General features: G+C 63.0%; 17 protein-coding genes. 3 read left to right on the top strand and 14 right to left on the bottom strand.

Going from position 1 to position 19,111, the window contains the following annotated elements; translation table 11 throughout:
- Positions 1 to 740: 740 nt before the first annotated feature.
- From ACYVL5_RS04765 to ACYVL5_RS04725, 9 genes are all read right to left on the bottom strand, one after another.
- The gene (locus ACYVL5_RS04765; RefSeq protein WP_460594411.1) at positions 741 to 1,223 is read right to left on the bottom strand and encodes an outer membrane protein assembly factor BamD; all 483 of its coding nucleotides are present in this window, start codon (positions 1,221 to 1,223) and stop codon (positions 741 to 743) included.
- The gene (locus ACYVL5_RS04760; protein WP_460594410.1) at positions 1,220 to 2,533 is read right to left on the bottom strand and encodes a diguanylate cyclase domain-containing protein; all 1,314 of its coding nucleotides are present in this window, start codon (positions 2,531 to 2,533) and stop codon (positions 1,220 to 1,222) included. Before ACYVL5_RS04760 ends, ACYVL5_RS04765 begins: the two co-directional genes overlap by 4 nt.
- Positions 2,534 to 2,771: 238 nt before the next feature.
- Positions 2,772 to 3,587: a DUF1499 domain-containing protein gene (locus ACYVL5_RS04755; RefSeq protein WP_460594409.1), complete on the bottom strand. Its 816-nt coding sequence runs from the start codon at positions 3,585 to 3,587 to the stop codon at positions 2,772 to 2,774.
- A gap of 181 nt (positions 3,588 to 3,768) precedes the next feature.
- A complete protein-coding gene (locus ACYVL5_RS04750) occupies positions 3,769 to 4,767 on the bottom strand; it encodes a class I SAM-dependent methyltransferase (protein WP_460594408.1) in 999 nt (332 codons plus the stop codon).
- A gap of 107 nt (positions 4,768 to 4,874) precedes the next feature.
- Positions 4,875 to 5,351 carry a desulfoferrodoxin family protein gene (locus tag ACYVL5_RS04745; protein ID WP_460594407.1) on the bottom strand — a complete coding sequence of 159 codons (477 nt, stop codon included), beginning with the start codon at positions 5,349 to 5,351 and terminating at the stop codon, positions 4,875 to 4,877.
- Positions 5,352 to 5,623: 272 nt separating this feature from the next.
- Positions 5,624 to 7,075, bottom strand: a complete 1,452-nt coding sequence (locus ACYVL5_RS04740) for an ammonia-forming cytochrome c nitrite reductase subunit c552 (protein ID WP_460594406.1) — start codon at positions 7,073 to 7,075, stop codon at positions 5,624 to 5,626.
- 201 nt (positions 7,076 to 7,276) lie between these two features.
- Positions 7,277 to 8,413 carry a lipocalin-like domain-containing protein gene (locus ACYVL5_RS04735; protein WP_460594405.1) on the bottom strand — a complete coding sequence of 379 codons (1,137 nt, stop codon included), beginning with the start codon at positions 8,411 to 8,413 and terminating at the stop codon, positions 7,277 to 7,279.
- 2 nt (positions 8,414 to 8,415) lie between these two features.
- A complete protein-coding gene (locus tag ACYVL5_RS04730; RefSeq protein ID WP_460594404.1) occupies positions 8,416 to 10,956 on the bottom strand; it encodes an ABC transporter permease family protein in 2,541 nt (846 codons plus the stop codon).
- Entirely contained in the window at positions 10,953 to 11,651 is a 699-nt protein-coding gene (locus tag ACYVL5_RS04725; RefSeq protein ID WP_460594403.1) for an ABC transporter ATP-binding protein, read from the bottom strand. Before ACYVL5_RS04725 ends, ACYVL5_RS04730 begins: the two co-directional genes overlap by 4 nt.
- A gap of 262 nt (positions 11,652 to 11,913) precedes the next feature.
- Here ACYVL5_RS04725 and ACYVL5_RS04720 point away from each other — a divergent pair, with 262 nt between their 5' ends.
- The gene (locus ACYVL5_RS04720) at positions 11,914 to 12,552 is read left to right on the top strand and encodes a sensor histidine kinase (protein ID WP_460594402.1); all 639 of its coding nucleotides are present in this window, start codon (positions 11,914 to 11,916) and stop codon (positions 12,550 to 12,552) included.
- A gap of 6 nt (positions 12,553 to 12,558) precedes the next feature.
- Positions 12,559 to 12,774 (top strand): sensor histidine kinase, encoded by a 216-nt coding sequence (locus tag ACYVL5_RS04715; protein WP_460594457.1) that lies wholly within the window; start codon positions 12,559 to 12,561, stop codon positions 12,772 to 12,774.
- A 163-nt stretch (positions 12,775 to 12,937) separates the two neighbouring features.
- On the opposite strand, the gene ACYVL5_RS04710 is transcribed toward ACYVL5_RS04715, so the two are convergent.
- From ACYVL5_RS04710 to ACYVL5_RS04695, 4 genes are all read right to left on the bottom strand, one after another.
- On the bottom strand, positions 12,938 to 13,270 hold the full coding sequence (locus ACYVL5_RS04710) for a hypothetical protein (protein ID WP_460594401.1): 333 nt from the start codon (positions 13,268 to 13,270) through the stop codon (positions 12,938 to 12,940).
- 96 nt (positions 13,271 to 13,366) lie between these two features.
- Entirely contained in the window at positions 13,367 to 14,395 is a 1,029-nt protein-coding gene (locus ACYVL5_RS04705) for a hypothetical protein (protein WP_460594400.1), read from the bottom strand.
- A 466-nt stretch (positions 14,396 to 14,861) separates the two neighbouring features.
- A complete protein-coding gene (locus tag ACYVL5_RS04700) occupies positions 14,862 to 15,935 on the bottom strand; it encodes an AI-2E family transporter (RefSeq protein ID WP_460594399.1) in 1,074 nt (357 codons plus the stop codon).
- Between the two features lie 52 nt (positions 15,936 to 15,987).
- On the bottom strand, positions 15,988 to 16,266 hold the full coding sequence (locus ACYVL5_RS04695) for a hypothetical protein (protein ID WP_460594398.1): 279 nt from the start codon (positions 16,264 to 16,266) through the stop codon (positions 15,988 to 15,990).
- 166 nt (positions 16,267 to 16,432) lie between these two features.
- Between ACYVL5_RS04695 and ACYVL5_RS04690 the strand changes: the two genes are divergently transcribed.
- On the top strand, positions 16,433 to 17,038 hold the full coding sequence (locus ACYVL5_RS04690; protein WP_460594397.1) for an acyloxyacyl hydrolase: 606 nt from the start codon (positions 16,433 to 16,435) through the stop codon (positions 17,036 to 17,038).
- Here ACYVL5_RS04690 and ACYVL5_RS04685 read toward each other — a convergent pair whose 3' ends face one another.
- Positions 17,039 to 19,054 (bottom strand): bacteriohemerythrin, encoded by a 2,016-nt coding sequence (locus ACYVL5_RS04685; RefSeq protein ID WP_460594396.1) that lies wholly within the window; start codon positions 19,052 to 19,054, stop codon positions 17,039 to 17,041. It lies immediately after the preceding gene.
- Positions 19,055 to 19,111: the final 57 nt, after the last annotated feature.

Raw genomic sequence — 19,111 nt, 5'->3', positions numbered from 1 at the left:
CAGGTGCCTCTCCCCGTTCCTATCCTTCCGACCGAAGTTCCGGCAAGTCGCCTTTGACTCGCGTCCATCGACTGCCGCACACGTGGCAATCGACATCAGGGTTAGCAGAAGGTGTGCCAGCAGTCGGGAAGGGAGGGGTAAGCGGCGGGAATAAAGGAGTTTGAGGTAAAACCAGAAGAGAGTGCGTGAGGCGGGAATCGGCGTATACGGGGAGATTCAATGAGGCGTTGCCGGTTAGCTTCTCATTCGAGCCTAAATTATTGGCAGACGATTGTTGCCGATGGTAGCGGCACACGTTTTCTCTGCCGGGCCGGGGGGGCAATCAGTACCGCATCCGGTCGGCAAGGCGACCTTTTCCACCAGGTCGGCAGAGTGTTCGAGCGTATCCGCCCCGGCTTCCGCCGGAACCGCACCGTGTTGCGCCAACTTCGTCGCGTTCATTAACGGCAAAAGCGTCGTCAAACTGCGGTGTTACCAGAGACAAAAACCAACCGGTATCGACGCGCGACCAACCGTCCCTAAGGCGCGACCAACCGTTCCTAAGGCACGCCAAAATCGCCGTCCTTCGGCCGGCAGCAATCGACACCGCCGCAGCAGGCACCGCCGCCGCGACCGCAGGCACCGCTGTCACATCCGCGACTATCGTAGCTGCAGCATCCACAGCTCTCGCACGGGACGCAGTTGCAGCACGCCGCCGAGGAACCGAACGAACCCTTGTCAGACCTTATGGCAGTCGCGGCTCACTCGGTTTTGTGTTCCGTCTGCAGATCGAGGTTCTTCAAACGGTTGATGTTTCGATGGAGTTCCTTGTTCTCTTTGGAGAGGGAAAGGTTGTGGGTCTTGAGATTCTGGTTTTGCTTGGCAAGGTCCGACACCCCCTTCAGATAATCGAGAAGCGGCCTTGCTTGCTCGGTCCACTTGCTGGCCGGGTATTCACGGCGTAACCGTTCGAGATAACGGATTGAGGCTGTCCTGCGCTTTTCGCCCGGCCCAAGCGTCAGTATGCTCAATCGGAACAACGCCTCGTCGGTTACCCCTTTACTCCCCGGTTCAGCGACAACTTTCTCCAGCATAGTGACCGCAGCATCCTGCCTCCCCAGCGCCAGTTCCTGAACGGCCGCCGACAGTTGTTTGCTGGAATCCTTTTCCTGGCGACCATGCGGCAAGGTGGCACACCCACTCATAATGGAAATCAGCAGAATGAGAAAGACAAACCTGTTCATCGCGCCACCATGCGACCGTTGAACATGTAATTGCTCCCCTCGAAGACCTTCACGTGATCTTTAATTTCCGCCGCGGCCTTGGCAATATCCATTGCCGAACTGTAGTCACCGTCCCCGCATTCAATAATGGCAATGGATATGGTCATGATAGGAAAGACTCTTTCTACGCCATAGCGGTCGAGCCCTTCGATAGCACCGCGAGCCAGATCCTCTGCCGAATAGTACTTCACGATCTCGCTTTCGAAATCGGCGATGATTTTCCTGCAAAGAGGCTCGGCCGGTTCACAGTCGGCCACGACGACGAAGTCATCGCCACCCACGTGCCCAACAAAGGCGTCGGCATCGGCGATGGCCCGGACGGCTTGTTCGATAACCTCTGCCGACATCTTGATTACTGCGCTGGCCTGGATACAGCCGTAACGGTCGTTGAACGCTTTGAAATTGTCGAGATCGGCATAATAAACGGCAAAGGGGTTTCCGTCCGCCAACCGCCTGCACAATGCCCGCTCGATGGCGATGTTACCCGGCAGGCGGGTAAGCGGGCTGGCGTCGAGGCTGATCTGTTCCAAAACCTTGAGCCGGGCAGCCATCCCGGTGAAATCCATAGCCAGCTCCCCAATCTCGTCACCGGGTGGGATCTCCGGATCGAAATCGAATTCCCCGTCGGCGATCCGGTGGGTGGCCTTTTTCAGCTTGGTGATAGCGGAAGCAATCTTCACAACCGAATAAGCGGCCACGCCGATGGCCAGGATAAAGCCGCTAAGGGCCAGGACCACGGTCCATTTTACGGTGGAGCTTTCCTCGCGATCGGCGGATTGGACCTTACGTGCCAGTACTCCCTGTTCCCGGCTGTAGAGGCGGTCGAGGCAGGCGATGATCGTGTTGGAGGCCTCCTGCACCGGAACAATATCGGTAGTCTTCCCCGCGACCACCGGTGCCGACTTCTTTACGAAGTCAGCGTACATCCTCTCCAGGACAAGACTGTCTTCGGGATGAGTCTTTTCGATCGTCTTGAGGAGATCCTTGAATTCTCCCTGGCGCCGCCGAAACAGGGTAAGGAACTCATTTTCCTTTAAAATGGAATATTTTCCGGCTGACCTCTCCTGGGCCACGATCGAGCCCCTCATTTTGTTGAGGGAATCGATGAACACGAGATTGTTGTGGGCTATTTCGCGCGCAGTCTGGTTCAGGGAGAACAGGCCGAGAATGGCGAATATCAAGGCTGCCGTGGTGAACACAACCATGGCGGAGTAACTGGCAACCAGTTTGTGTACCAGCGTGAACCTAAGCCGAGGTGCTCTATACGCCATGAAATTTCCGCTCTTCGTTTTACAGGCTCGACTGTCCCGCATACCCCTTTGACCACAAAGGAGGAGCGCATGATGCCCCAGATTCAATAGCCCGGCCCGAGCGCCGAGAAAAGATTAGAACAATATAGAGATATCTTGTATTTTTGTCAAAGGCGAACAATCAAATAGATTGGGATGACTGTTTTTCAGGATAAAGCGGGGATGGACAGGACCTCTAACGTGCCGGCCCTGTCCCACTTCAGCGCTGCGGCTGCAGCTTGGCGAGGAAGGCGCGTATCCTCTTCGCGTTGGTACCGAGATCGCTGATCCCGACGCGGGAGGTGGAACGGACGTCGATGAGCGACCGGTTGCCGGCCGGCACGACGCGGACAACTACGTCATCTTTGAAACCGAACCAGAAGGTGGTGGCGATGGCTTCGATTCTCCCCTCTTCCGGCACCGCCGCTACAATCTCCCACCCCATGTCCTTGGCGGCATTCAGGGCGGCTTGGAAGGCCTGATCCTGGGGCTCCGGCATTATCAGCGTCTTCAGGTCGGGATAGGCCTTTATCTGCTGCATCGCCACGGAGGTGCCGGGGTAGTCAGCGGAGACCTTGCGAAGCGGCAACACCGCCACGAACTTTGGGGGATTATCGACATCGGTGGTTATGTCGTGTATGCGTGGGTATCGCATGGCTTGCACCTTCCAGGAATAAGGGATGCCGAAGGCGACTCCGGCACAGATCAGCGCGGCAAGGGAGACGGCGATTCCAAGCCAATACCGCCTCCTGATTGCCAGCACCCCGATCAGGACGGCAAGCAACGCAGTGGCAAGTCCGGCGTAGGCTGAAAACCGAACCAGCGTTAAGCCGGCGCGGAATTGCCAGATGTCGAGCCGGGTGCCAAGGCCGGAGGCAAGCAGTAGCAGCAATGAGAAGACCGAGGCGGCGGCCACGATGAGCGGAAGTACGAGCGCGGTGCTGCGCCTGGCAGAGGGGACGGATTGCTGGTTGTCGAGATGACCGGTGTGGAAATGAAAACTCCTGGAGCCGAAATGAGTTGTCCGGGAATGCATTGGATATCCTCCCCGTGGTGAAGGTTGCCTTCACATTAATTATACAGCAGCGGCCGGGTCAGGTATCCAGGGAGAATTGCGAGGGGGCGAGCTTTGACGTATGTACCGGGAAGGGATTGGTGGGCAGAGGGCTGCCCACCCTACGAAGGTTCGGGGAGAAGCTAAATTAAACGGGGGGTAGTTACACGATGCCGGCCACGACGCCGGCGCCGTTGGGGAGATCCAGCGGGATGCGGCGCACGTCTTTCGCCCCGGCGGCCTTCAGCATGTCGAGGAGTTCCTCCTCGCTGTAGGACTGCCCTTCGGGAGTCCCCACCAGCATGTTGAGCGAAAAGAGCGCCGGGAAGAGCGGGGAGTCCTTGTCGTTGTCCAGGATGAACTCCTGCACCATGATCATCCCGCCGGGATCGAGGGCGCGCATGGTCTTCTTTAGAATCTCCACGCAGGTCTCGGGACCGACTCCGTGCAGGATGTGCGAGAGCCAGGCGGTATCGAACCCTTGGGGAAGCTCCTGAACCTCGAAGTCGCCGGCTTCGAACCTGATCCTTTCGGAGAGATTGAATTTGGCGACCGTCTTCTCGGCGAACTCGCGGGTGGTGGGAAGGTCGCAGATGACCGCGGTGAGCTCCGGATTCTGGAGGCAGAAGTGGATGGCGTAGGTGCCGGGCCCGCCTCCCAGGTCGAGGAGACGGCGCCGGCCGGAGAGATCGATCTGCGGCACGATCCTCGGGGCGATCTGCATGGCCAGGTTAAACATTCCCATCAGGAAGCTTTCCCTGGACTCCATCTCGTTTTCGTGCGAGGAGCGCTGGCGGACCGGGTTCCCGCTCTTGACCGCCTGGTCGAGCTGCCCCCACCCGGCAACCAGGTGGTGGTGATGCATGATGATGTGCCCCATGTAGTCGGGCGATCTCTTGGAGAGGTACTTGGCGGTGAAGGCGGTCGCCGAGTAGAGATGATCCTTCTTGTCGAGAAGCCCCAGGGCAGCCAGGGCGTCGAGGAGCATTCCCATTCCGCGTTCGCTGCAGCCGAGATGGCCGGCCAGATCGGCTGCCAGGCCGGGAGCCGCGGCAAGCGGGGTAAAGACATCGAGCTTGACGCCAGCGTGCAGGGTGCAGGTCGCCCAATAGGCGTCGGAGAGCTGCAGAAGCTGGGGAAGTGTCCATTCTTTCTTTTCCAATGCGGCCTCCTGATCTGTTCCACCGTCGGTAATGAAATCCCCTGGCAGCATCCTACCAGGGGAGAATTATTGTTGCACGAAGTACGTCAGTGGCCGATCCGCCCTGCCTAAACCACCTTGATGTCCAGCGTCGACTCCCATAAGCCGTGCAGATTGCAGCGCTGCTCCGCCACCAGGGTCATCACCCCCTTGGGTGCTGCCTCCTTCGGGATGGTCACCAGGAAGGTCGCGTGAGGGAGCATGTACCCCTTGGGCTCCAGCGCGAGACGGCCGGCGGGGGCGTTACCAAAGGAGAGCGCAATGTACTCGATCCAATGCACCTCCGCCATGCCGTGCATCTTCTCCCCGACCTGCACCGTCACCTCGAACGGCTCCCCTGCCTTCACCGACGCCGGCGCCTTGATGAACGGAGCGTGGGACATCTCAAGCGGGGTCTTCTTGGCGGGATCCTTCACCCGGTTGATGTTCCTGAACAGGGACTGGTCGACGGGCTGCGGGTAAAAACCGTCCGCCGAAGCGGTGGCGGCTAACCCTGCGGCGATGGTACCTGCGACTGCACTTACGAGAAACTCTCTTCTGTCCATACTTTCCCCCCCGCTCATTGTTTTTGGCAAGCATAGGCAAAAGTCTACAATGGACAGTCAATGCGTCAAGGCAACGACCAAAGTCATCAATTATATCACGACATTAGCATCAGGCTGCAACTGGAACGATCTATAACCTTTCCAGGAAAACAAGTCAAAGGCAATCTTTATGAGGAATTGACAGCGGTGTAAACAGAAGGGAGGGGACTCGGAAGGGAAGCTCAAAAAAAGAGGGCGAAGCGTCTTGCTTCGCCCTCTTCCTTCGTTACCGGTTACTGAACTTCGGGAGACTTGATCTCATGCTCCGGCTTGAACATGAGCTTTTTGGAGCCGCGGTTGTTGGTGTACTTGGAGAGTTCCAGGTCCACCTTCTCCGGGACGGTCACCCCGGCCTGGGCCAGCAGCTTGCGGAGCTTGGCGTCGGCGTTGGCTGCGTACATGCCGGCGTCGGTCAAGACACGCATGGTCTCTTTCGGGTTGTGGAAGCCGGTGGAGTTCTCGGCGCCGATGAAGATCACCCGGTAGAACGCCTGCTCGTAATCCTCGCGGGCCTGGGCGTAGAGTGCCTTGTCGATCTTGGCGCCAGCCTTCTCGGCCTTGTTGGCCATCTCGAAGAGCTTGGCATCGGTGGCGGTGGCATAACCGTCGCGCAGGTAGACGGTCATAGTGCGATCCTGGATGTCGAAGATCTTCGCGCGGAGCGCCTCAGGCTTCTCCTCGTGGCAGGCTGCGCAGGCCACCAGGTCGTTCTTCAAGGGGCTCATGATGTGGTGGTCGGAGACCTTCTGGCCGTTCACGGTGGTCTGCGGCATGTGGCAATCGGCGCAGGTGACGCCGTTCATCCAGTGCGGGCTCCCGTTGGAGTAGAGCTCGTATTCGGGATGACGGATGAAGGAGAGCTTGAAGCCGGTCACGCTCTGGACCCACTCGCCGGTGGCCGGATGGCTCTTGAGATCCTTGATGATGTTCTCGATGGTGATGTTGCCCATTTTACTCCCGTGCCACGGGAAGACCACGTCGGTGGAGTGCATCTCCTTGTCCTTCGTGACGCTGTAAGTGACGTGGCACTGGGCGCAGACCAGGTTCCGCATATCCTGTTTGGTGAGCTTGGACTTGTCGACACCCATGGCGTCCAGGGCCTTGCCGAGGGTAAAGCCGCGGGAAATCTTGAGCGACATGGAACGGTTGTCGTGGCAGTCGATGCAGGAAACGCCGAGAGTCTGCTGGTCCTTGGGAAGCTTGGCGAGTACTTCCTTGTACGGGTTGGCGAAGTATGCCCTCCCCATCTCTTTGGCGAGCATCGGAGCGTACGGGGTCTTGCAGGTCAGGCAGGAGCCGCCGGCTTTCACGCGGCCAGGATCGACTTCCAGCTGGTCCTGGATCATGTAGTAGTGCCCGCGCGGCTCGTGGTATTCCGAGCCGAAGCCCCAGCCGTTGTAGAGCAGGGCGAGGAACGGGTACTCGTCAAGCTTGTCGGGATGGCCGGAGCCGACGTCGGACCCTTTCTTGTACTTGCTCTTGCCGGCCGGAGTCTCCTCCTCGGTTGCCTTCCAAAGCTTGTACTGGGCCGGGTACACCTTCCCCCATTCGGCGGGATCGACGGAGCCATCGGGAATCTCGGCGGCCTTCATAGGCTCCACCTTGTTCTGTGTGCAACCGGACCAGATCGCGGTGGCCGCGGCCATTGCCACTACCGCACAAAGCTTTGCGTACTTCACCTTCATGTTGTACCCCCTTGTTTTTTATGTTCAACACTGTTGCCACCGGCGGTGACAAAGGAAGAGCGCATAGCAATGCCAGCACGTCACAACGCGCGCAACGATACCAAGAAGACCGGTTTAGTTCTTTGACTTAGGTCAAAAAGGCAACAACTCGAGGCAAACAGGGAAAGTATACCGTATGTTTTGTTTCCAGCCACCGCTCTGTCAGTATCCTGTCATCTCCAGGTAACCCGATCCAATCTCGGTGCCGTTGGCAGAGCGTGCCTCGACCGCCCCCTCCCAATAGCGGAAACTGTTTGCCAGTTCCTGATCGGCCAGACGGGGGATCACCTCCAGATCGATCCCCTGCGAGGGAACGGTGATCCTCCACCTGGATGGATAGCGGCTGCCACGCGGAGAGTTCCACCAGGTAAGGACCTCCATCCCGACCTGGTCGCGCTCCAGATGAAGGACCCTTCCGTCGCGCCCCACCAGCGTTCCGCTCGATGAGGGATCGGCGGAGCCGTCCCCCCTTCTCATCCGGTAGAACATCAGGTCGCGGCCATCGGCCAGTTGAAGGGCCAGCCAGTCCCACCCGACCTGGTTGGCCTCGAGCGCGCTGGTGCTCCATTCCCGGTCCAGCCAGCTCAGGCCCCTCACCGGGTAGCTGCGGGTTCCGGACCGGAGGGTCCCGGTAGTCTTCATGCGGGGCATGCTGTAGTAGTAGGAAGCGTTCCCGGGCGTGGAGCTCTTGCGGCTGAGCCCACCCTCACCGTTGAGGATGGGGGCGGTCAGGCTGGTAAGATCGAGGTCGACGGACATTTCCTGGTCGGCGGCGGTTAGCTTCATGCTCCATGGCGAGGGGGCGGTCTCGCGGGCCGACCAGTTCTCCAGCCAGACGGTGAGTGGCTCGCCCCCCGCCCCCGCCAGACCGAGGGCCTCCCTGCTGAACCTTTCGGCGAAGCGAAACCGCCGGTCCCCCACGTCGGTGACCGCGAAATGCGCCATGTAGACCTCGCTGGTCCCCCAGCGGGAGGCACGCTCCTCCCGGCCCGGGGTGAGCGCCACCCGGAAGAAGGTCAGCTGGTAGCCGAAGCGGTGCCCGTCCGGGCTCCGGAGGTTGCCGGTAAAGTACCACCACTCGTTTCGAAAACCGGGGTGCGGGCCGTGGTCGGCCGGGAAGGTGAAGGTGCGCGGGGTGAGGGCACGGGAAAACCCTGCCGCCGGGGCCCCGCCGAGCACCTTGGCGACCGAGAGCGCCGCAGGAGCTTCCCGGCGCCCCCCCCTCCCCTGCCGCCTTACCTCGAAAAGGGAGAGGAGAACCGCCAGTGACAGCAGCGTGAGGAGGAGGATCCTTCGCATGGCTATTCATCCTCCTTGAGGGCAAGGGCGGGCGAGGTGCCGGCGATGCGCGCCGAGGGATAGATCCCCGCCACCAGGGCGGCCGCCAGCGAGAGGAGCACCGCTTCCCCGAGGTAGACGGGATCGACGTGAAACTGCATGGTCCACCCGAAGGAGCGGAGGTTCACCACGAAAACGAGGATCATGGCTTCGATGATCCCCAGCGGGAGCGAGAGGAGGCCGGCGGTGAGACCGATCAGCGCCGTCTCCCCGCAGACCACTCCCCAGAGCTGACCGGGGGTGAGGCCGATGGCCCGCAGCACCGCCAATTCCCGGGCCCTTTCCACCTGCATGGCCATCAGGGCCGAGAGGACCCCCACGAAGGCGACCACCAGGATCACCACCCTGAGCACCCCGGTGATGGCAAAGGTGCGGTCGAAGATGGTCATGGTGGCCTCCTTCAGCTCGCGGTTGGAGATGATGGCGATCCGGCTTCCCTCTCCGTTTTCCCTGATCGCCTCCGCCACCCGGGCGGTCGGGACACCGGGTGCCGCGTAAAAGGATATGCCGTCCACCGACGGATCACCGAAGTGGGCGAGGTAGGCGGGGCGCCCCATCATGACGATGCCGGTGTCCGAGCCGTAGTCGTAAACGATGCCGGAAATCGGGAAAGAGCTGAGCCCCAGCCGGGTGCGGATTGCCACCTTACCGCCGACGGACAGGTGGTGCCGGTTGGCGTAGGGTTCGGAGACCACCACGCTTGCCCCGTTGAGAAAGCCGCTCCAGGCCGCCTCCGGGTTCCCCTGCTTGAACGGGTAATGCACGAAGGTGGAGCGGGGCAGATCGATGGCCATGATCTCGGTGAAGCCGTCGGCCCCCTCCACCTGGGTCCGCCGGGTGATGGCATAGCCGGAGATCCCGGGGAGCTTTTTCAGGCGCTCGACCAGCCCGGGATCGAGCGGCGGCCGGATCCTGCCACCGGAGTTGTCCGCGCTTCTCACGTAGAGATCGGCCTGCAGCCAGCTTTCCAGCCAGCTCTGAACGGTGAGCCGGAAGCCTCCCACCATGATCCCGACCCCGATCCCGGCCGCCACGGCGACCACCAGGGCCGAGGTGGCCACCCCGGTCCGGGAGAGGGAGACGGCCACCCCGCGGGCAGCCATCCTCCCGATGCCCCCCCAAAGAAGCCCCATGGCCGGGCGGAGCAGCCGGGCCATCAGCACCATGAAGCCGGGAACCACCAGCGCGTAGCCGACGATGACGGCAAAAAGCCCGGCGAAACCTCCCGGTATCCCCCAGCCGTCGCGGGAGAGGATGGCGGCGCCGGAAAGGAGCAGGATGATCCCCGCCGCGATGGCCAGCGGCAGAAGTCTCGCATGGCGCGATTCGAGCGCGGAGCGGGAAAGCACCGCGCGGGGAGGTGCGCCGGTCGCTTCCAGGGCGGCGGGAATGGTGGCGGCCAGGGTGGCGAGCACCCCCAGGGCCGCGGATTTCACCAGGGTGGCCGGCAAAAGCGGGAGGCTCCCCACCTCCACCGAGAAGTAGAGGTCGTTGATGGTGCGGGTCACCAGCCTGGAGAGGCCGGCCCCCACCGCGTTGCCGCCGAAAAGGCCGATGGCGGTTCCCACCGCGCCGATCAAGAGCGCCTCCGCGCAGATCATCACGAAGAGCTCCCTCCGCCCCACCCCGAGCGCCCGCAGCATCCCGATCAGGCGCCGCCGCCGGATGACCGAGAAGGTCATGGTGTTGTAGATGAGGAACATGCCGACCACCAGGGCAAGGAGGCTCAGGGCAGTCAGGTTCAACCGGAAGGCGCGGGTCATCTTCTCGAGCGCTCCCGCCCGGGCGCCGGCGGGAATGACGGCGGCCTCGGGGGGGAGGCGGGAGGCGATGGTCCGCAGGGTAGCCTCGCCCCCCTTTCCCTCGGGGATCACCAGGTCGATGCGGCTCAACCGTCCCGCCATGCCGAGGGTCTCCTGGGCGGTGGCGATATCCGCCACCGCCACCGAGGCAAGCGCCAGCCGGCCGATCTCGTCCGGGGCCGAGAGATACCCGGCGACCGCGAGGTCCCGCACGCCGTCCCCCTGGACCCGCACCCGGTCACCCGGTCTGAGCCCCAATTCCCGGGCGGTGGCGGGAAGAAGGAGGATCGCGCCCGGCCGGGTGAGAAGCGTAGTGAGGGCGGAGCTGTCGGAAAAGCGGGAACTGAAGGTGCGAAGGGGAGGTTCGGCGAAGGGATCGACCCCCACCAGCTGCAGGGTCCTTCCCCCTCGCGAGGGGAAGACGACGGGACCGGAGACCACCGGGGCGGAGGAAGGGATCATCCCCGCCACCCGGAGGTCACGGTAGAGATCCTCGGGGAGGCCTTGCGGGCCGCCGACCACCTGGTGGGTGGCCTTTCCGGCTATGGTCCGGGCGGCCCCGAGGAAGGAGCGCTCGGCGGCCTGGTTGGCGAGGTCGACGGCGCAGACGACCGCCACCCCAAGGGCGACCCCGATGACCGCCAGCAGGGTGATCAGCGGGTGGCGCAGGACGTTGCGTAATCCGGAAAGCCACAGGATCATGGCGAAGACACCCGGTCGATCTCCACGGTCCGCCCCTCCCGGATGGTCAGCACCCGGTCGGCGAGCCGCGCCACCTCGTTCGAGTGGGTAACGAGGATCATGGTGATCCCGGCCTCGCGCACGAGCCTTCTGAAGAGGTCGAGCACGAGGGAGCCGGTCTCGGCATCGAGGTTGCCGGTCGGCTCGTCGGCCAGGACCAGCTGGGGTTGGTGGACGAGCGCCCGGGCCACCGCCACCCGCTGCTGCTCGCCCCCCGAGAGGCGGTCGGGAAAGGTGCGGGCCCGGTCGGCCAGGGCGACCTGGTCGAGGAGCTCGCGCGCCCGCTTCCTCAGGGGCGGGGTCAGCTGCCCGCTCAGCTCCAGCGGGAGGAGGAGGTTTTCCTCGACGGTCAGGGTCGGTATCAGGTTGTAGAACTGGAAGACGAAACCGATGCGGTTTCGGCGAAAGATGGTGCGCTCCCTTTCGGAGAGCCGGTTGATCGGGAGGCCGTCGACCAGGACCTCGCCCCGGTCGGGGCCGTCGATACCGCTTACCAGGTTGAGGAGGGTCGACTTCCCGCTCCCGCTCCTCCCCAGCAGAAACACCCACTCCCCCCGGGCGACGGAGAGAGAGGCGTCCCGGAAAACCACCCGCTCCCGGTCCCCCTCCCGAAAACTCTTCGACACCCCTTGCAGCTGCACCAGCGGAGCCGCCATTTCCCCCCCGATCACCTCACCGCCCCCAGCCGGGACGAGACGCTATTACCGCGACCACCTGCCGACAAAGCCATCGAACATTGATGTAAACCCGGCACTTTGCTGTATCATTTACACGTGAATTTGCCGTCATTAATCATTCTTGGGCCTGCCGAAAACTTCGGCACTTCAACTATGCCATATCAATGAGGAAATACCACCGCCACTTCTCCTGTGCCATCGGAGGGGTACGGTCAGGGTAAGTGACGTGAAGGGGTAAGCGATGTGCGAGAACGTTATCAAGCCGGCGAATCCGGCCGACCTGATGAAGAAGGTCCGCAACTCACTGGAAACGGTCCGCAACATGCTGCGGGGCGAGGCGGGGGAAACCGGGGAGAGCCGGGAACAGATCCGCCAGCTCGAACAGCTCGAACAGTTGCTTTTGGACCAGGAGAGGCGGCTGGACGCGGTGAACAAGGTACTGGAGGAGTTCAACTATTCGGTCGCCCACGAACTATTTGCGCCCCTGCGCCGGATCAGCGGTTTCTCCAAAGAGATAAAGTACCGGTTCTCCAACGATCTCGACGCCGAAGGAAGCGGGTACCTGGAGCAGATCCTCGACTGCTCGCAGCAGATGGACGAGCTGATCGAGGCCCTCATGCAGGTCTCCCGGCTGCAGCATGTCGAACTGCATCCGATGCCCCTCAACCTGAGCGCCATGGCGAAGGAGATCCTCGACGGGCTGCGGCAGCAGGAACCGGGGCGCGAGGTAACCATCCGGATCCAGTCGGGGCTCGTCGCGGAGGGCGATGCCATCACCTTGAAGACGGCGGTCGGAAGCCTGCTGGAGAACGCATGGCGATTCACCTCGGTGCGCCCGCATGGAGAGATCGAGTTCGGGACGATGGAGGATCACGAGTAGGGAAGGATCTTCTACCTGAGGGACAACGGCATCGGCTTCGACATGAAGCTGTACGAGCGCCTGTTTCATCCCTTCCAGCGCCTGCACAAAAACCCCGAGATCCCGGGGAAAGGGCTGGGACTCACCGCAGCCAAACGGATCATCGAACGCCACGGCGGGCGGATCTGGGCCGAAGGGGCGCCGGAACAGGGAGCGACCTTCTACTTCACCCTCCCCGGCTGACACCGCCCGCTTGCTTCCCCCCCCCTTGCGAATTGGCGGCAACCTGCCACTTGAAAACGGAAAATCCCCCTCCTTCCAGGGGAGGGGCGGGTGGGGATGGGAAACAGTCGCATCCGTCACCTGCCGGCTACCCAGCAAGGGGAGGGACCTTGCCTATGGAAACTTACTGCTGCGGTTCCCCTTTCACGGCGTCTTTGGTCTTCTCTCCGGCCGATTCGAAGGCATGTCCGGTCTTTTTGCCCGCCTTCTTGGCGGCATGGCCGGTGGCCTTGGCTGACTTTTTGACCGCGTGACCGGTGGCCTTGGCGGTCTTCTTGACCGCGTGGCCGGTCGCCTTGCCGACATCCTTCACCCCCTCCCCCACCTCGCCGGCACCGCCGTTACCGAGATCCTTCACCCCCTGGCCGATCTCGTGGCCACCCTCCTTGAATGTCTGGGCCGAGGCGACGCCTCCGGCCGTCAATGCCATAAGTAGAGCCGATAAAACGATACGCATGGTCCACCTCCTGTCACCGAACGGATCCCTCCCTTCGATGCCGCAGGCACGCCACCGGACGAACCCGTTTCGGCTGTGGGTTTTTATGCTGCCTGGTCAACCGGGCTCCGCCGCACCGCTCCTTGCGTCACGCTCCCTGCTTTTTGCCCCGCCGCGCGCCAGCTCCTTCTGAAGCCTGATCTGGTTTTCCCGCTCGCGGTGCTTGGCCGAAAGGTACTCTGCCTTGTCCATCTCCTTGAGTTGCCGCGGATATCGCGCCGTCAGGTCGTACCAGCGGTTGAGCCTTGCCTCCAGGCGGTGGCCGGCGGGCAGTTTTAGGGCGTCGATATAGGTCTCCAGCGCAAGGTAGTAGCGGACGCAGTTGCGCTCCACCGCGCCCCGGACGCCGGTCACCAGCGCCTGGCCGCCGTCTTTGCCCCGCACGCTGCTGAAGCCTACCTTGTCGCGGGCGATGGTGGCGAAGTAGGTCTTGATCGCCATGCGGGCCAGCGTTCCGTAGCTGTAAGAGTAGCTGAAGTGGAGGAAGGTCTTCCCCTCCTCGAGCGGGGCGGCCTCCACCTTGATCCGGTGGTCCTTGGTGTGCAGGGGGCCGCTGTCGGCGGTGAGGGAGAGGTTGAAGTAGCGCGGCTGCAGGGAGAGCACGCGGAATTTCAGCTTGAGCGGGTAGGCGTCGGAGGGGGGCTGGTAGTACTTGCGTCCGCTGTAGAGGGTGATGTACCACTGCCCCCCCTCTTTCTCGCTGGTGCAGGACTTGATGTTGACGTGGAGAAAGGTGATGTCGCACCAGTTGGCGGGTGAGACCACGGCATCCCGGATCTGGTCGAAGCGGTAGTCGAAAATGCCGTACATGTCGACCCGGACGCTGTTATCGCCCTCCTTGGACTCCAGGTAGATCGGGGAGCCGAACTGGTTCTTCTCGAGGTTCCCCTTGATGGCGGGATACCTGGCCAAAAGGGCCCGCTCCCCTCCCCCGGCGCTCAGGGCGGGACCCCGGTCGTTTTGAAGGTAGAGCGACGTAGAGGCGGGTGGCTCCGGGGCGGAGGCCGCCGCGACAGCGACGCCCCAGCTGAAAACCAGAAGTGAAGCGGCCGCCGCCAAGGCCTTTGCGATCATCCTCCTGATCATGACAACTCTCCGCGCCATAAGCTTCGAGAGGGGTCAGCGCCGCTCACCCTCGTGGTCCCGGTGGTCACGCCACTCGCCGTGGCCCCGGTCGTGTTCGTGGTACCCATCGCGGTATCCACGATCGTAGCCGCCGTCATCATAGGGGAAAAAACAGCCGGATAGAGCCGTTGCCGCTACCAGAACACACAACGGCACGGCAATCGCTCGTCGTGTCATAACGCACCTCTGTCTTGGTTGGATTCATTCACAGTATATACCTTTTGGAAAAGAGACAGTGCGTATAATGGGAACGGCTCGGGAGACAATGGTGCAAAGGCTTCAAAGGATGGGAAAGCGGGCCGGCGGTCGCCAGTGACAGAGCCGGTCGCGCCGGCGAAGAATGCGGGCAGCGGGCCGGGATGCTGAGACAGCGTTAAGGTGGAAAGGTGGAAAGGTGGAAAGGTGGGAAGTGGGAAGGCGACGGCGGTCAGCTCCCCGGCGGGGGAGCGGTTTCCGGGGAGCCCTCGACGTCGGAGACCGCCCGCGACCAGATGGTCATCAGGATGGCGAAGATGACCGGTCCCAGGATCAGCCCGAGAAGCCCCATGGTGACCACGCCGCAGATGGCCCCGAGCACGATGGCGAGCACCGGGATGTCGGTGGCGGCACCGATGGCCAAGGGCCGGATGGCGTTGTCGGCCAGCCCGACGAAGATCATGCACCAAAAGGCCAGGAGCACCGCGGAGAGGTAGGAGCCGTTGAGGGCGACGAAGATGGTCACCGGCACCCAGATCACCCCGGTTCCCACCACCGGGACCAGGGCGGCAATGGCGGTCAGCGCGCCGCAGAAGATGGGGGCCGGTACTCCGGCCACGTAGTAGCCGATCCCGGCGGTGACCCCCTGGGTGGCGCAGGTGAAGATGGTCCCCACGGTGACGGCGGTGGTGATGGAACGGATCTCGGAGACGTAGCTCTCGGCCTTTTCCCGGTCGGAGGCGAGCTTGCCGATCAGGACCTCGACCAGCCGCTCCCCGTCGCGGTAGACGAAAAAGAGGATGAAGAGGGCGATGACCAGGGTGACCAAGAGGTCGAGGAGGTTCTTGGCCGCCTCGGTGGCCAGATTGACCAGGAAGCTCGAGCTGGCCGCCGCGAGCTTGGAGCCGACCGTTGAGAGCTCGACCCCGAATTTCTTGCCGAGCACGAGGAGGCGGTCCACCACCGGGATATCGCTGATGGTGGCGGCCCCGCTCTTGGCCACCGTCGACACCATTTGGGCGATGTCACGGTACCATTCGTCGGCGTTGAGGGTGGCGTTGACCACCAGGGCGACGACGGGGAGGATGAAACAGATGGCGACGATGAGCACCATGAGGCCGGCCGATCCGCCGGGGTGGCGCGGCATCCGGGCCGCCAGCCGGTTGTAGTGCGGCATGGTGGAGATGCCGATGATCACCGCCCAGGCGAACGGCTTGGCGACCGGCGCGGCCAGCATCAGGAAGAGCACAATGGCGGCTACGGTGGCCAAGGCGGCCACCACGCTCAGGTAGATGTCTTTGCGCATCACCGTCCTCCCGGGCGGAATCGCGGGACCGGGGCAGCGGGGAGTGCCTGCCTCACTGCGGGGTCTCGATCTTACGTTTGTCGGTGGAGGGCGCCACCGGGGGCGCACCGGGAGGCTCGACCGACTGCGGCTTCTGGAAGGGAAGCGACTGCTCGGTCCGTTCGTTGGTCAGGGCGGGAGGCTCCTCGGTCACCTGCCAGTGCTTGCCGACCGGGACGGCGATCTTCTTCGGCTGGACGGGAGGGGCAGGCGGTTCCTTCGCCTGGAATAAGGTGCACCCGCTCATCAGGAACAGGCCGGCGCAGAGCGCGGCAACCTTTGTCTTTGTCATGATCTAGCTCCTCCTTTACCGAAACGGCATCAAGCAGATCCCATCACCTACTACCACAAGCATACCAAGATGTTAAGTTGTTTGACAGTGTTGGGGGAGATATCGTCAAAGATTTGCTATTATTAATCCAGTATCTTCCCTCTTCCTGCCAATAGCGGATGGACCCATGTCGATCGTTACCCACCTTGTGACAGCCGGCCTGATCCTTTTGCTGGCCACCGCCTCCCCGGCGCTGGGGGGAGCCCCCCTCGCCCTCCCCTTCCCTCCCGGGACCTTCGAGTTCGGCGGCCAGCTGGGATACGGGATCACCCACCGCGGTTTCGGGGCGACCAGGACGCAGGTGCAGACGGTGGATTTCATCGGGAGGGTCGGCTACTTCCTGAGTGGCGAAATGGGGAGGGGGTGGTACCGGGGGGAATTCGAACACGTGCTGGAGATCCCCCTCCACCTGGCGGTGGACCCGGACACGAGGGTGATGACCGGGGGAAACCTGCTCGCCAAGTGGGACTTCACGGGGCTCAAGGAGAAGAGGCTCATCCCCTACCTGTTTGCCGGGGGCGGGGTCCTCTTCGTCGACCTGGGGCTTCCTACCATGGGGAGCAGGCTCGATTTCTCCTACGGAGGGGGAACCGGGGTCCAGTACCTCGTGGGAAACCGGGCCGCCCTCTCCCTCGAGTACCGCTACCATCACATCTCCAACGCCAGCACCGCCGAGCCCAACGAGCCGCTGAACTCGAGCAAGGTGCTGGTCGGGATCTCCGTCTTCCGCTGACTACTTGTAGCCGCTCTTGTTCATCACCGGGCCGTACTGCTTGTCCATCCCCTGGATGTGATTCAACAGCCAGTTCTTCAGAAAGCTCATCACCTCCTGCCCCAGCGCAGTCCCGGAATGGTATTTCCCCTGGATCTCCACCACCTTGGCGACCAGCGCCTCGTGGGCCCGCTTCTGGTCGTCGAAGCCTGCGTAGTTCGACTCGGCCATCATCTTTTCCTCGTGGGCGAAGTGGGTCTTGGTGTAGTCGACCAGTTCGTCGAGCACCCGACCGATGGCGGCGTTCCCCTGCCCGCTCCGCATGGAGGAGTAGAGGTTGTTGATGATGTCGATCAGCCGCTGGTGCTCGGCGTCCATCTTGCTCACGCCGACGCTGAAGCTCCGGCTCCAGGTGATCATCTTACCCGAGTCGGCCAGCCGGAACTGCCCCACCAGGCGCTCGAGCTCGGCGGAGAGCCTCAAGAGGTGGCCGGCGGCGTCGGAGGTCTTGCGCGCCCCCTCGACGGTCCCCTGGGCGAGATCGGTGATGCTGTGGATGCTGTTGCTGATCTCGGTGGTGGTGGCGGTCTGCTCCTCGGCGGCGGTGGCGATCTGCTGGACCTGCAGGTTGAGGGCGTTGATCTCGTCCTGGATCCTGCGCAGGGCCTGGCCGGAACGGGTCGCCTCCTCGGTCCCCTTCTCCACCTCGTTGACCCCCTCTTCCATGGCCTCCACCGCGCTCCTGGTCTCCTGCTGGATGGCCATGATGACCGCTTCCACCTCGCGGGTGGCCTTGGTGGTCCGCTCGGCCAGGGCCCGCACCTCGTCGGCCACCACGGCGAAGCCGCGCCCCTGCTCGCCGGCGCGGGCCGCCTCGATGGCGGCGTTCAAGGCGAGGAGGTTCGTCTGGTCGGCGATGTCCCCGATGGTCCCGACGATGGCCCCGATCTGGTCGGAGCGCTTGCCGAGGTTATCGACCGTGCGGGCGGAGGCCTGCACCTGGGAGGCGATGCGGCTCATCACCACGATCGACCGCTCCACCACCTCGGCGCCGTCTCCCGCCGCCTGGTCGGCACGTTTGGCCCCTTCGGCCGCCACCAGGCAGCTTCTCGCGATGTCCGCCGAGGTGGCCGACATCTCCTCCCCGGCGGTGGCCACCGCGATGGCCTGGCCGGCCACCATTTCGGCGCCGTCGGCCATGGCGGAGGCGTTGGTCTGCATGTCGGCGGAGGAGCGGGAGACCTGGGAGGAGGAGTCGGCCAGGGTGCCGATCATCTCGCGGAGGTTGTTGACCATCTTCTCGAAGGACTGGGCGAGGTGCCCGATCTCGTCGTCGGAGCCGACGTGGACCGCCACCCCCAGGTCGCCCGAGGCCACCAGTTCGGCGTCGGCGGAAAGGCGTTTCAAGGGCGCGCTCATGGCCCGGGAAAAGGCCACCACGAAGGCGATGCCGATGGCGACACAGACGACGAGGATGAGGACGATGGCGAGCGAGGTCGAGCGGGCGAGCTGGAAGGCCCGGGTGCTCTCCTTGTGGGACTGGTCGATGTTGGAGGTAACGAGCTGGTCGAGGATCCCCATGACCTTGCCGAAGAGTTCGTTGGTGGCGGCCAGGGAGACGGAGCCGGCACCGCCCGCTGCGGTCAGCTTGCCGTAATCGTCGAGGTACTTTTGCCAGGCCTCCTGGAACTCCCCGTAGAGTACCTTCTCCCGGGGGGTGTCCATGATCTTCTCGTAGCCGGCCTGCATTTTCCGGAGCTCGGCGAGGAGCTCCCCGTTCTCCTTCAGACAGCGCGCCTTCTCCTCGGCCCCGGCGGCGGCCAGGAAGGCCAGCTCGCCGCGGCTGTGGGCGGCCACCAACCGCTGGATGTCGGTCACCAGGTGGATGCTCGGGATGTCGGCGGCTACCGTCTGGTTGACGGTGTCTTTGAGAGTGGCGATCCGGACCATGGAAAAGATGCCGGAGGCGGCGGCGAGGGAGATCACGATCGCAAAGGTGGCGATCATCTTGGTGCCGATTGAGAGTCCTCGGAACATCACGTTCTCCTTACAGCCAAAGAGGCTTTCCTGACGCAGCTCCCCTTTAGGGGAGCG

The organism is Geomonas sp. Red276, from assembly GCF_054784495.1.
This window is presented reverse-complemented; position numbering and strand designations above follow the sequence as displayed.